General features: G+C 72.6%; 10 protein-coding genes. 6 read left to right on the top strand and 4 right to left on the bottom strand.

Annotated features, from left to right (window positions below; all coding sequences use genetic code 11):
* Positions 1 to 3: 3 nt before the first annotated feature.
* Together AB0C28_RS07725 and AB0C28_RS07730 are read right to left on the bottom strand one after the other, a co-directional pair.
* The gene (locus tag AB0C28_RS07725) at positions 4 to 918 is read right to left on the bottom strand and encodes a sugar ABC transporter permease (RefSeq protein WP_357841940.1); all 915 of its coding nucleotides are present in this window, start codon (positions 916 to 918) and stop codon (positions 4 to 6) included.
* Positions 915 to 2,231: an extracellular solute-binding protein gene (locus AB0C28_RS07730; protein WP_357841943.1), complete on the bottom strand. Its 1,317-nt coding sequence runs from the start codon at positions 2,229 to 2,231 to the stop codon at positions 915 to 917. The genes AB0C28_RS07725 and AB0C28_RS07730 overlap by 4 nt, the downstream gene beginning before the upstream one ends.
* A 423-nt stretch (positions 2,232 to 2,654) precedes the next feature.
* Here AB0C28_RS07730 and AB0C28_RS07735 point away from each other — a divergent pair, with 423 nt between their 5' ends.
* The 6 genes from AB0C28_RS07735 (at position 2,655) to AB0C28_RS07760 (ending at position 11,343) form a co-directional block, all read left to right on the top strand.
* Positions 2,655 to 5,183 (top strand): glycoside hydrolase family 3 N-terminal domain-containing protein, encoded by a 2,529-nt coding sequence (locus tag AB0C28_RS07735; RefSeq protein WP_358073403.1) that lies wholly within the window; start codon positions 2,655 to 2,657, stop codon positions 5,181 to 5,183.
* Positions 5,167 to 6,189: a substrate-binding domain-containing protein gene (locus AB0C28_RS07740; protein ID WP_357841950.1), complete on the top strand. Its 1,023-nt coding sequence runs from the start codon at positions 5,167 to 5,169 to the stop codon at positions 6,187 to 6,189. Before AB0C28_RS07735 ends, AB0C28_RS07740 begins: the two co-directional genes overlap by 17 nt.
* Positions 6,190 to 6,318: 129 nt before the next feature.
* Complete coding sequence (locus AB0C28_RS07745; protein WP_358073404.1) at positions 6,319 to 7,386, top strand: FAD-dependent oxidoreductase; 1,068 nt, start codon at positions 6,319 to 6,321, stop codon at positions 7,384 to 7,386.
* Between the two features lie 243 nt (positions 7,387 to 7,629).
* The gene (locus tag AB0C28_RS07750; protein WP_358073405.1) at positions 7,630 to 9,258 is read left to right on the top strand and encodes a serine/threonine-protein kinase; all 1,629 of its coding nucleotides are present in this window, start codon (positions 7,630 to 7,632) and stop codon (positions 9,256 to 9,258) included.
* A gap of 113 nt (positions 9,259 to 9,371) precedes the next feature.
* The gene (locus AB0C28_RS07755) at positions 9,372 to 10,367 is read left to right on the top strand and encodes a hypothetical protein (protein WP_358073406.1); all 996 of its coding nucleotides are present in this window, start codon (positions 9,372 to 9,374) and stop codon (positions 10,365 to 10,367) included.
* Between the two features lie 235 nt (positions 10,368 to 10,602).
* Positions 10,603 to 11,343 carry a dienelactone hydrolase family protein gene (locus tag AB0C28_RS07760; protein WP_357841962.1) on the top strand — a complete coding sequence of 247 codons (741 nt, stop codon included), beginning with the start codon at positions 10,603 to 10,605 and terminating at the stop codon, positions 11,341 to 11,343.
* A gap of 95 nt (positions 11,344 to 11,438) precedes the next feature.
* On the opposite strand, the gene AB0C28_RS07765 is transcribed toward AB0C28_RS07760, so the two are convergent.
* Both AB0C28_RS07765 and AB0C28_RS07770 read right to left on the bottom strand, forming a co-directional pair.
* Positions 11,439 to 11,915: a hypothetical protein gene (locus AB0C28_RS07765; protein WP_358073407.1), complete on the bottom strand. Its 477-nt coding sequence runs from the start codon at positions 11,913 to 11,915 to the stop codon at positions 11,439 to 11,441.
* A 204-nt stretch (positions 11,916 to 12,119) separates the two neighbouring features.
* A complete protein-coding gene (locus AB0C28_RS07770) occupies positions 12,120 to 13,610 on the bottom strand; it encodes a sugar ABC transporter ATP-binding protein (RefSeq protein WP_357841967.1) in 1,491 nt (496 codons plus the stop codon).
* Positions 13,611 to 13,620: the final 10 nt, after the last annotated feature.

The raw sequence follows: 13,620 nt of genomic DNA on the forward strand, positions 1-13,620 counted from the left end.
GCGTCAGGCCCCTTCGAGCTGGCTGTGGGAGGAGTCGCGGCCGCCGAGCCGGCGCAGCAGCAGCGCCAGGACGAGGCCGACGAGGACGAGGATGACCGCGATCGCGCTGGCCGGCCCCATGAGGTTGGCCTGGAAGCCGCGCTTGTACATGTCCAGGGCCAGCACCCGGGTGGCGTCGCCGGGACCGCCCGCGGTGAGCACGAAGATCAGGTCGAAGAAGGTCAGCGAGCCGACCACCATGAGCGTCGACGACGTGATGATCGTGTACTTGAGCTGCGGCAGCGTGATGCTGAAGAAGCGGCGGACGCGGCCCGCGCCGTCGAGCTCCGCGGCCTCGTACATCGAGCGCGGGATCTGCCGCACGCCGCCCTGGTAGATCAGCGAGTGGAACGGGATGAACTGCCAGGACACCACGAAGATGACCACGCTGAAGGCCAGCACCGGATCGCCCAGCCAGTCCTGCACCAGAATGGGGATCTGCAACCCCGCGCCGAGGCCGAAGTTCGGGTCGAGCAGCGCCTTGAACGTGATCGCCAGCGCCGCCGAGCTGAGCAGCAGCGGGATGAAGTACAGCACCGACAGGATCGCGCGATAACGCTGCTGCCCGGCCAGGAAGACGCCCATGAGGATGCTCGCCGGCGTCTGGACCGCCCAGGATGCCGCCATGACGAGGAAGGTGATCCACAACGCGTGCGGCAGGCCGGGGTCGCTCAGCACGGCCCGCCAGCTGTCGAACCCGGCGGGATGGATCTCGCCGAGCCCGTCCCACGCGGTGAAGCTCAGCACGAGGACACCGATCAGCGGGATCACGCCGAAGGCGACGAAGAACAGCAGGGCGGGAAGGGCCAGCCAGCTGAGGGAGCCGCCGCCCCGGCCCGCCTTCGCGGAGGGCCGGGTGGCGGTCGCTACCGCGCTCACTTGCCGATGACCGCGTTCATGTTCGTGGCGAACTGCTGCGGCGAGATCGACAGCTGGAAGAGCTTGGAGATGTTGTCGAGCAGCACTTCGGCGGCGGTCGGACTGAGCGCCTGGTCCCAGGACTGGGCGAAGGACTTGGCGTTGACCGCGATGCCGTACACGAAGTCGAGGAACGCCTTGTCCTTGGAGCCGGCGAACTGGGCGTCGGCGCCCTTGACGATCGGCACCGCGCCGGTCGACACCCACTCCTTGACGGACTGGTCGCTCATCAGCTCGGTGGAGAAGAACTTCTTGGCGATCTCCTTCTGCTCCGGCGTGGCCTTGGAGGAGATCGACATGTACTGGCCGGGGTTGCCGACGGTGTTGCCGGGGTCGCCCTTGCCGCCGTCGATCGGCGGGAAGTTCATGTAGCCGAGGTTGCCGCCGGAGACGAAGTCGCCGCCGTCGGTGGACATGCTGCCGTACGTCCAGCCGCCGTGCAGCATCATCGCGGCCTTGCCGGTGTAGAGCAGCGCCTGGTCGGCGTTGGAGTCGGCGGTGATCGAGGAGAAGCCCTTGACGAACCCGTCGGCCTTGATCAGCTCCTGCATCTTGCCCAGGGCGTCGATGGCGACCGGGTTGTTCCAGGCGTCCTTCTCGCCGTCGAACACGGCCTGGAACACCTCGGGGCCGCCCAGGCGGTCGAAGAGGAACTCCAGCCACATCATGTTGGTCCAGCGCGACTGCCCGCCGAGCGAGAACGGCGCGATGCCCTTGGCGTTGAACTTGGGCACCAGGTCCATGATGTCCCCCCACGACTGCGGGGGCTGGGCGCCGATCTTGTCGAAGGCGCGCTTGTCGTAGTAGAGGACGATCGGCTGCATCGTCTCGCACGGCATCGCGTAGATCTTGCCGTCGATGGTGGCCGCGCCGAAGGAGGAGGGGAACAGCCGGTCCTTGAGTGCCGCGTTCTGGCCGAACCACTCGGTCAGGTCGTCGACCTGGCCGGCCTGCACGTAGCTGCGCAGACCGCCGCCGCCCCAGCCCCAGATGAGGGTGGGTGCCTGGCCGGCGCCGATGGCCGTCTTGATCTTCGTCTTGTACGCGTCGTTCTGGAACGTCGTACCGGTGATCTTGCCGTTGGGGTTGGCCTTGTTGAACCGCTCGACCGTCCTGGTGCGCACGCCCTCCTGCGGCTGCGTCGACAGGTACCAATAGGTAGCGCCGCCGCCACCACCGCCGCCACCCGTGGCGCCGGTGCCTCCGCCCGCGCCGGTCTGGGTGGGTCCCGAGGTGCCGCACGCGGCGAGCGCGGCTCCCAGGGGAAGGCCCATGGAGAGGCTGAGGAATGTGCGGCGAGACGTTGTCCTGGACTCCACGCTGATCTCCGTACTCGAATGCCGCGGGCCGGGGGGTCGCGGCGCGTCTGGTCACTGGATGCGCAACTGGATGAGTTGGCCGACGGTCGTGGAACGGCATCGCGGCGATGCCACTCTTCCACCCCTCCTCGTGTCAGCTCATCGAAACATTTTCGACATGACCGCGGGGTTCGCCAATCTAGGTTTCGGCAATAAGGGTGTCAAGACCTTGTCGATCAAGAAAGCCCTGGAAATCCCGGCGAGCGCGTGTAAGGTACTTTCGCGCACGCCTTCAGCAGGCGCTTCGGATGATGAAGGTTCGGCGCGGCGGTCTGGTCACAGTCTCGAAACATTTCGAAAGTTTGCGACAGCGCCGCACCTCTTTAAGGAGTGCAGTAGATGACGGCTCTAGACCGGACCCCCACGGCGGACAGGGCCCTGCGCCCATGGCAGGACCCGGCGCTCGCCGTGGCCGACCGCGTCGACGCCCTTCTCACGGAGCTGACCCTTGAGGAGAAGATCGGCCAGCTCGGCAGCCGGTGGATCGGCAACGACATGCTGGAGCCCGATCAGGACCCCACTCCCGCAGGGGGACCCGAGCCGGAGACGCTCAACGTGGCCCCGATGCAGGACGTGTTCGCCGCCTCAGGCACCGTCCCGCTCGACGAGGCCGTCCGCGACGGCCTGGGCCACCTCACCCGGGTCCACGGCAGCGTCCCGCTCACCGCCGCCCAGGGAGCGGCCGAGGTCGTCCGGCTCCAGCGGGCCGTCGTCGAGGCGTCCAGGCTGGGTATCCCGGCGATCGTCCACGAGGAGTGCCTGACCGGCTTCACCGCCTACGGCGCCACCGTCTACCCCGCCGCCATCGCCTGGGCCGCCACGTTCGATCCCGGGCTGGTGCGGCGGATGGCCGCCGCCATCGGCCGCGACATGCGGGCCGTGGGCGTGCACCAGGGGCTGTCACCGGTGCTGGACGTGGTCCGCGACTACCGGTGGGGCCGGGTCGAGGAGACGATGGGGGAGGACCCCTACCTCGTCTCCACCCTTGGCGCCGCCTACGTGGGCGGGCTGGAGAGCGCCGGGATCATCGCCACGCTCAAACACTTCGCCGGCTACTCCGCCTCGCGCGCCGCCCGCAACCACGGCCCCGTGCCGATGGGCCGGCGCGAGCTGATGGACATGATCCTGCCGCCCTTCGAGGCGGCCATCGCGCTCGGCGGCGCCCGCTCGGTGATGAACTCCTACTCCGACGTCGACGGCGTCCCCGCCGGCGCCGACCCGTGGCTGCTGACCGAGGTGCTGCGCGAGGAGTGGGGGTTCACCGGCACCGTCGTCTCCGACTACTGGGCCGTCCCGTTCCTGGCCACCATGCACCACGTCGCCGCCGACCCCGCCGAGGCGGGCGTCCAGGCGCTCACCGCCGGCATCGACGTGGAGCTGCCCGACACGCTCGGCTTCGGCCGGCACCTGGCCGACCGGGTGCGCCGCGGCGAGCTGCCCGAGGCGCTGATCGACCGGGCCGTGCGCCGCCTGCTCACCCAGAAGGTCGAGCTCGGGCTGCTCGACCCCGATTGGACCCCCGAGGACTCGGTCGCCGGGGCCGCGGACGTGGACCTCGACTCGCCGGGCAACCGCGCCCTGGCCAGGGAGCTGGCCGAGCGGTCGATCATCCTGCTCGACGCCGGGACCGCCCTGCCGCTGCTCGGCGAGGGCCGTGCCGCGCCCCGCCGCGTCGCGGTCGTCGGGCCCGCCGCCCACGACCCGCGTACCTTCATGGGCTGCTACGCCTTCCCCAACCACGTCCTGCCCCGCCACCCCGGCCTCGGGCTCGGCCTCGACGCGCCGACCGTGCTCGACGCGCTCGCGCGCGAGCTGCCCGGCGCCGAGCTGCGCTACGAGCGGGGCTGCGACGTGCGCGGCGACGACCGTTCCGGCTTCGCCGCCGCGCTGGACGCCGCCCGCGAGGCCGACGTGTGCGTGGCCGTGGTGGGCGACCTGGCCGGCCTGTTCGGGCACGGCACCTCGGGCGAGGGCTGCGACGCCGAGGACCTGCGGCTGCCGGGCGCGCAGGCCGACCTGCTGGCCGAGCTGGCCGCCACCGGCACCCCGGTGGTCGTGGTCGTCGTCTCAGGGCGCCCGTACGCGCTGGGCGAGGTGCACGGATCGGCCGCCGGGCTCGTCCAGGCGTTCATGCCCGGCGAGGAGGGCGGGGCGGCCATCGCCGGCGTGCTGTCCGGCCGCGTCCAGCCGGTCGGCCGGCTGCCCGTGCAGATCCCGCGCGGCCCTGGCGGCCAGCCGGGCACCTACCTGCAGCCGCCGCTGGGCGCCGACAGCCACGGCATCAGCAACCTCGACCCGACGCCGCTGTTCCCCTTCGGCCACGGCGCCTCCTACACCACCTTCGAGCTGTCCGAGCTGCGGATCAGCGACGCCGAGGTGCCCACCGACGGGGAGTTCACCGTCTCGCTCGCCGTGCGCAACACCGGCGGCCGGGCCGGAGAGGAGGTCGTCCAGCTCTACCTGCGCGACGTCGTGGCCCAGGTCACCCGGCCGGTCCGGCAGCTCACCGGCTACGCCAGGGTCCGGCTGGAACCGGGGGAGAGCACGCGGGTGAGCTTCGCGGTGCACGCCGACCGCACCGCGTTCACCGGCCGCGACCTGCGCCGCGTCGTCGAGCCCGGCGAGATCGAGGTGCTCGCCGGCACCTCGGCGGCCGACCTGCCCTGCCGGGGCACGGTCCGGCTGACCGGGCCGGCCCGTCACGTCGGCCACGACCGGCGGCTCGTGACCACCGTCGAGATCGAGAACGAGAAGGGGAGGGCCGACGAAATCGGAAGAACGACCGACAGCGCGAACGGCAGGGCGAACGGCAGGGCGAACGGCAGTGCGAATGGCAGGCAGGGGGGTGCCGATGCCGCCCAGTCCTAGACGGGCCACGCTGGCCACGGTGGCGGCCTCGGCGGGCGTGTCGGTCGCCACCGTCTCGAAGGTGCTGAACGGCCGCAGCGACGTCTCGCCCGCCACGCGGTCGCTGGTGCAGTCGCTGCTGCAGGAGCACGAGTACGTCGCGCCCGCGCCCCGCCGCGAGCCGCCCGGGCTGGCGACCGTCGAGGTGCAGTTCGACACCGACCTGAACGCGTACTCGACGGAGATCGTCCAGGGCGCGGTGGCCGCCGGCGCCGAGGAGGGCGTCGGGATCGTGGTCAGCATCAGGAGCGGCACCGAGCGCACCACGGCCTGGGCTCGCGAGCTGGTCGCGGCCGGTCGGCGCGCGCTGATCGCCGTCACCGGCGAGCTGACCGCCGGCCAGCCCGCCGCGCTGGCCAGGGCCCGGTTACCGCTCGTCCTCATCGATCCGCTCAACCTGCCGCGCACCCGGGTCACCAGCGTCGGCTCGACCAACTTCGCCGGTGGCCTGGCCGCCACCCAGCACCTGCTGTCCCTGGGGCACCGGCGCATCGCCTACATCGGCGGGCCGGCCGCCGCCGCGTGCAACCAGGCGCGGCTGCACGGCTACCGCGCCGCCATGGAGGCCGAGGGCACGCCCGTGCTGCCCGGATACGTGCGCTCCAGCCACTTCCGCTACCACGATGGGGTGGCGGGCGGGGCGGCGGTGCTCGACCTGCCGCGCGCCCCGACGGCGATCTTCGCGGGCAGCGACGAGATGGCCGTCGGGATCATGGAGGCCGCGCGGGCGCGCGGGCTGCGCATCCCCGAGGACCTCAGCATCGTGGGGTTCGACGACACCCAGATCGCCCAGGTGACCTCGCCGCCGCTGACCACCATCCGGCAGCCGCTGCGTGAGATGGGCGGGGTGGCGCTGCGCACGGCGCTGCGGCTGGCGGCGGGGGAGCGGATCGACTCCCATCACGTGGAGCTGGCGACGGAACTGGTCGTACGCGGCTCGACCGCCCCGGTGCCGCCGCGCTCCTGACGCCGCCCGCTTTCGGCCCCAGGGCCGCGGTCGGCGCGCTCGGGGCGGCGCCGGGCGCGGAGCCTGGCCCGCCCGGCGTTCCCGCGTCCGGGCGGGAAGAGACGGCGGGGCGTCGCGGTTGCACCGACCGTGGAGCACAGCGGCGAGGTCGTGGTGATCGGCGCCGGGCAGGCGGGCCTGTCCAGCGCGTACTTCCTGCGCCGGTTCGGGTATGAGCCGGTCGTCCTCGACGCGGCCGACGGGCCGGGAGGGGCGTGGCGGCACCGCTCGCCCTCGCTGACCATGGACAAGGTGCACGGCGTCTTCGACCTGCCGGGCCTGCCCGGGGCTCCCGGGCCTGACGGCGGGCGTCCTGCCGCCGAGGAGGTCCCGGCCTACTACGCCGACTACGAGCGCAGGACCGGGCTGAACGTCGTGCGCCCCGTCAAGGTCAGCGCCGTCAGCGACCTGGACGGCACCCGGCTGCTGGTCGAGTCGGACGCGGGGCGGTGGGCCGCCCGCGCGGTCGTCAACGCCACCGGCACCTGGACGCGCCCGTACTGGCCCTACTACCCGGGCGCGGCCGATTTCGCGGGCCGGCAGCTCCACTACGCCGGCTACCGGGGGCCGGCGGAGTTCGCGGGGCGGCGCGTGATCGTGGTGGGCGGCGGGGCGTCGGCGATGCACGTGTTGTCCGAGATCGCCGGCGTGGCCGCCGCGACGGCCTGGGTCACCCGGCGGCCGCCCGTCTTCAGGGACGACGACTTCGGCGAGGAGGCCAGGCGGGAGGCCGTGGCCATGGTCGAGGAGCGCGTACGCGCCGGGCTGCCGCCGCAGAGCGTCGTCAGCGTGACGGGCCTGACCTACAGCGCCGTCGCGCGCGAGGCGCTGGAGAAGGGCGCGCTCGACCGGCTGCCGATGTTCGGGCGCATCGTGGCGGACGGGGTGGTCTGGGACGACGGCACGTACGTGGCCGCCGACACGATCGTCTGGGCCACCGGTTTCCGCTCGGCGCTCGACCACCTCGCCCCGCTCAAGCTGAGGGAGCCGGGCGGCGGCATCCGCGTGGACGGCACGCAGGTGATCAGGGAACCCCGGCTCCAGCTCGTCGGCTACGGCCCCTCGGCCAGCACCACCGGCGCCAACCGAGCCGGCCGCACGGCCGCCCGCAACGTCCGCGCCCTCCTGAGAGCCCGCCCCCTCACGCCGGCCGCCTGACCCCCGTCCGCTCAGGCATGCCGCCTTCCCGCCCGCTCAGGCCCGGTCATATGACCGCCGGTCGCTCGCCCCTCGGGCCCGCCCGCCTGACCCCGTCCCGCCGGCCCGGATCTCCTATGGATCATCGTGGGATACCGATTCCGACATGTCGGGCGTCACCCCCGCCGGAGGGGTCGACACACGCCGTGACGCGAGGATAACGTCCTGACATTAGGATCTTTATCCGGTCAGGAGGTCCCCATCATGGAGGTTCCCGGCTACACGGAGATCCGGGAACTCGGTCATGGCGGGACCGGCCGGGTCATGCTCGCCGTGCGCGACGCGGACGGGCTGCCGGTCGCGGTCAAGCACCTGTCCGCCCCGCTGCGCCAGGACCCCGACTTCGTGGCCCGCTTCCGCGCCGAGGCCCTGCTCATCAAGGAGATCGACAGCCCTCACACCGCCCGCGTGCTGGACTACCTCGAAGACGGCGACGACGCCGTCATCGTGATGGAGCTGGTCGACGGCGTCACGTTGCGGCGGCTGCTGGCGCACGAGGGCGCGACCGGCCCTGAGGCGGCGCTGGTGGTGCTCAAGGGCGCGCTGCTCGGGCTGGCGGAGGCGCACCGGCACGGGGTCGTGCACCGCGACTTCAAGCCGGAGAACGTGATGATCACGCAGGACGGCGACAGCAAGCTCGTCGACTTCGGCGTGGCCGCCCGCTTCGGGGAGAACGCCGAGCTGGCGGGCACGCCGCCGTACATGGCGCCCGAGCAGTGGGACGACGCCCCGGCCGGGGCCGCGACCGACGTGTACGCCGCCGCGCTGGTCTTCTACGAGTGCCTGACCGGCCACCGCGCCTTCAGCGGCGAGAACGTCGCCGCCCTCGCCTACCAGCACCAGCACGTGTCACCGCCGCTGGAGGACGTCGAGGAGCCGCTGCGCCCGCTGCTCGCGCACGGCCTGGCCAAGGACCCCGCGGCGCGGCCGGAGTCGGCGGAGGCGTTCCTGGTCAGGCTTGAGGAGACGGCGCGGGAGGCGTACGGGGAGGAATGGGAGCGGCGCGGACGGGCCGGGCTCGGGATCCTGCTCCTGCCGCTGGCCGCCCTGCTGCCCGACGCCGGAGCGGCGGCCTTCGGCGCGGAGAGCGGAGGCGGCGGGACGGCCACGAGCCTGACGCAGAGCACGCTCTCGCCCGCGGGCAAGCTCGCGATGACCGGCGGGCTGGTGGTGGCCACGGCGGCGGCCGTGGTGTCGGCGTTCGTGATCCTCGGGGACGGCCCGGGGCCGGGGACCGGTGGTGCCCTCCCGCCCGCCGCGTCGGCCCCGGCGTCCACCGCCGCGCCTGCCGTACCGGAGTCCTCCGAGCCTGTGCCGACGGAACCGTCGGAGCCCGTCACCCCTGACATCACCCCCGGCCGCACCTCGGGTCCCGAGCCGGCGCCGTCCGACGCGCGCCCCGCCACGGGCGGGCCGGCCGCGACCCCGCCGCCGGCGACGTCCCGGCCCACCCGGCCGACCAGCAGGCCCACGCGTACGAGCCGCCCCACCACGACGCGGGAGCCCACCCGCGAGCCGGAGCCGTCCAGACCGCCGGCGACGCCGCCCCCTGACGACGATCCGCCCGGCACCGGCGACGAGCCGCCCGCGACGAACCCGCCCGACCTCGATCCTGAGCCGGCCGGTCGTGAGCCGCTGATCTCCCTGTCGGTCAGCGTGTCGCTCGGACTGCCCGTGCTCGGCGGCGAGGGCGACGGGCTGGTGGACGCCGACGTCGGGCTCGGCCTGGGCACCAGCTTGCTGGGAATCCTCGTGGTGCCCGGCTCCGTGCTGCTCGGACGGCAGATCGTGGTCCGCAGAACGCGCAAAGGACGCGATACCGGAAAATCGTGATTGCGTGCCAGGAGGGCTGATCCCCTACTATCGTGCGTCGAATAGAGGGCGGCCCCCGGACTGAATAGCTCGTGACCGGAACCTGCCCTGCGTGCTTCAGGGTAAGGAGAAGAGTGGCGGTTGCGTCCTCTGCCGACCGGCTGCGCGCCCCGGCCCGTACGACCCTCGCCGGTCTCACCCTGGCGCTGCTGCTCGCGGCGGTTCCGGTGCAGGCGGCCCCCAAACCCACCGCCAAGCAGCTGAAGAAGGAACTGGCCGAGCTGCAGAAGGACTCGGACAAGCTCATCGCCGACTACTACGAGAGCCGCATCGCCGGGCAGAAGGCGGAGAAGGCGGAGAAGGCGGCGCGCGAGAAGCTGTCCGCCGCCCAGGAGGTCTACGACCGCCAGTCCACCGAGCTGCGCGCCATGGCCATCGCCAAGTACATCGGCGGCGACCCCGGCACGGCCGACCTGCTGACCTCGGAGGGCGACCCGTCGGCGCTACTCGCCCGGATGGCGCTGGCCCAGCACATGATCGACCTCCAGGACGCCAGGCTGAGCGGCTACGCCCGGGTCCGGGACGACCGCCGGCAGGCCGAGGAGGAGGCCGCCGCGCGTACCGAGGAACTCCGCGCGAGCACGGAGGAGCTGGAGAAGCGCAAGAAGAAGGCCGAGAAGCAGATCGAGAAGATCAAGGACCGGATCGACCTGCTCTACTCCGCCCCGGGGGTGCGCCGCCCCGACGGGACCTGGGTGCCGCAGCTGCCCGGCGGGACGGACAACGTCACCCCCCGGATGCGGCTGGTCAAGGAGCTCATCCAGCAGCGCTTCCAGGTGCCGTACGGGATCGGGTGCTACCGGGCGATCCAGGACGGCGGCGAGCATCCGCTCGGGCGTGCCTGCGACTTCATGCTGAGCCGCGGCGGCTCGTTCCCGTCGGGCGACGAGCAGAGACGCGGCGACGAGATCGCCGCCTGGGCGATCAAGAACGCCAAGCGGCTGGGCATCATGTACATCATCTACCGCCAGCGCATCTGGCACACCCGCACGGGCGGCTGGCGAACGATGTCCGACCGCGGCGGCACCACGGCCAACCACTACGACCATCCGCACATCTCGGTGTACTGAGGTTCACGCGCCGGTCCGGGGGCGGTCGCGACGCTTCGCACACGGCGTTCCATCGGCGGTCGTGACACTTCGGACACGCCGGGCAAGGGTGCCACCCGCGTCCACAGGAGAGCGGGATACGGTGGGCGCGTCGGCACCGTGCTTGCCCGCCGACCCCCTGCGCCGCCTCGCCGCAGTCGCATGACGGCGGCGTACGGGCGAGCCCGATGAGTCCTCTTTTGCCATGGAGTGCGAAATGATGATCGAGATTCCCGTTCCCGACGGCACGGCGGAAGCCTGGCTGGCCCGTCCTGACGACTCCGCCGAGCACCCGGGCGTGCTGTTCATCATCGACGCCATCGGGCTGCGTCCCAGGATCCACGAGATGGCCGACCGGATCGCGAGCTGGGGTTACGTCGTGCTCGCGCCCAACATCTTCTACCGCGAGGGCACCGCCGCCGAGACGTCCCCGACGGGTGACCTGCGGCTGCCCGGAGAGCGGGAGAAGTTCTTCGCGACGATCGGGCCGCGGATCGGCTCGCTGACGGCCGAGCGGGTGGCGGCCGACAACGCGAGCTACCTGGCCGCGCTGCGGGCCCAGGACGGCGTGTCCGCCGGGCCGGTGGGTGTGGTCGGCTACTGCATGGGGGCGCGGCTGGCCATCCAGGCGGCCGGCGCCCACCCCGAGGAGGTCGGCGCCGTCGGCGGCTTCCACGGCGGCGGCCTGGCCACCGACGCGCCCGACAGCCCGCACCTGAGCCTGGCCACGGCCCGCGCCGAGTTCGCCTTCGGCCATGCCGACAACGACGCGTCCATGGGCCCGGAGGCAGTGGAGCGGCTCGGACGGGCGCTGAAGGACGCCGGCCTGACGGCCGTCAACGAGGTGTACGCCGGAGCGCCGCACGGCTACTCGATGTCGGACACGTCGATGTACGACGAGGCCGCCTGCGAACGCCACTTCACCACCCTGCGCGCCCTCTTCGCCCGCACCCTCTGACCACCCTGGCCGCCTGCGTTGCTGACATAGGGCTAGGGCAGGGCCGCTGGTCGCGGTCTGGTCTCCGTCGGTTAAGGCGGGGCTCATGACCGGGCTCACGGCTGGGAGAGTTCGGTGTCGAGGTGGGTGAAGGTTGCGCCCTGGGTGGTGGCGCGGGCGCCGAGGACGTGGCCGTCGCACATCGTCGTCACCGTGCCGGCCCGGTCCGTGACCTTCCAGGTGACCCGCTCCTCGCAGGGGCGGCCGCGCCGGTCGCGTTCCCAGGTGCGGCCGCACACGCGGCAGGTCGTGACGTTGACGCTGTACGACAGGGTGTTGCCGTGCTCGGGGCAGACGCCCCACGGGATGCCGCACTTGCGCTCCAGCATGGAGCGGATCCTGGCCAGGTCGTCGGCCGCGCGCTGGAGGTCCTCGCCGCCCCGGTCCAGCCAGCCGGCGGCGTGCAGCGCGGCTTGGAGGGGGTCGCGTTCGGCCGCCGCCGCAGGGGCGCCGTCGCACAGCGCCCGTACCTCGGTGGCCAGCGCCTCGGCGCGGGCGGCCAGGTCGCGCAGCTGCTGGGGACTGATGCTCATCACAGGCTCCCGTCCAGTCAGGGCCGACACGGCGGTGGGGGCGGGCCGGTCATGTCGGTGTCGGACCGTATGAGGTGATCTTATGCGCCCGCGACCTGCTCTGCGGCGGCCAGCCCGCCGGTCATGAGTCCAGTGCCGGTCCCGCTCCTTCCCGGGTCCCGTGCCGGTGCGGGGTCAGTCCTTGGTAGGGGCGTACCGGACGGGTCAGTCCTTGGCGAGGGCGGACAGGAGGCGGTCTTCGGTGACCTCGGGGCCGGTCAGTTGTTCGGTGATCGCACCGTCCCTGAGCACCACCACGCTGTCGCAGTTCTCCACCAGCTCGGACACGTCCGACGAGATCAGCAGGATGGCCAGGCCGTCCACGGCCAGTTCGTCCAGCAGGGCCTGCATCTCCAGCTTGGTCGCCACGTCCACCCCCCGTGTCGGCTCGTCCAGGAGCAGGACCTTGGGGTGCATGGCCAGCCACCTGGCCAGCAGCACCTTCTGCTGGTTGCCGCCCGACAGTTCGCCGGCCGGCTGCCTGGGGGAGACGGCCTTGATGCCCAGCCGGCGCATGAACGTGCCCACGATGTTGTCGACCTGCGCGTCCGACACGATCCCCGCCCGCGACAGCCGGGGCAGGGCGGCCAGGGCGATGTTGTCGCGTACGGACAGGGTGGGCACGATGCCCTCGGTCTTCCTGTTCTCCGGCACCAGCCCGACCCCGGCGCGTACGGCGCTCCTGATCGACCACTTGCGTGCGTGCGCCCCGGCCACGGTGACCTGGCCGGCGTCCACCGGAAGCACGCCGGCGATGGCGCGGGCCGTCTCGCTGCGGCCGGCGCCGAGCAGGCCGCCCAGCCCGACGACCTCGCCCGCCCGCATCTCCAGCGACACCCCGTCGAGGACGTGGTGGCGGGTCAGGCCCTTGGCCTCCAGGACCGGCTCGTCGCCGGGCACGCCGGGCTCGCCGTGCTGGACCGCGGGCTCCACGGGATGGAACGGCCGGCCCAGCATGAGCGAGACGAGCCGCAGCCGGTCGAGCCCGGCCAGCGGGCCCGTGTGCACGACCCGGCCCTCGCGCAGCACCGTGACGCGGTCGCAGATCCCGTACAGCTCCTCCAGGCGGTGGGTGACGTAGACGACCGAGCGGCCCTGCTCACGCAGCGTGGTCACGGCCGCGAACAGGGTCTCCAGCTCGGCGTGGTCGAGCGCCGTGGTGGGCTCGTCCATGATGACCAGGCGGGCGTCCGCCGAGGCGGCCCTGGCCAGGGCGACGATCTGGCGCGCCCCCTCGCCCAGCGACCCGAGCGGGCGGCGCACGTCCACGTCGAGCCCGTACGCGGCCAGCGTCTCCTCGGCGCGGGCGTGCACGGCCGCGGCGTCGATCAGCCCGAGCCGCCCCCGGGGTTCGCGGCCCAGCAGCAGATTGCGGGCCACGCTCATGGTCGGTACGAGGTTCGTCTCCTGGTGGATGGTGGCGATCCCGGCCCGCCTGGCGTCCGCGGGACCGGCGAACCTGACCGGCTCCCCGAGCAGGCGCAGCTCGCCCGCGTCCGGCTGATGGACGCCGGACAGCACCTTGACCAGGGTCGACTTGCCGGCGCCGTTGCCGCCCACGAGGGCGTGCACCTCACCCGTGCGCACGGACATGGTGACGTGGTCGAGGGCGGTGACACCCTGGAACGCCTTGAGAACACCAGCGACCTGCAGCACGGTTGCCTCC

Source organism: Nonomuraea sp. NPDC048892 (assembly GCF_040649735.1).
Lineage (GTDB): Bacteria > Actinomycetota > Actinomycetes > Streptosporangiales > Streptosporangiaceae > Nonomuraea > Nonomuraea maheshkhaliensis.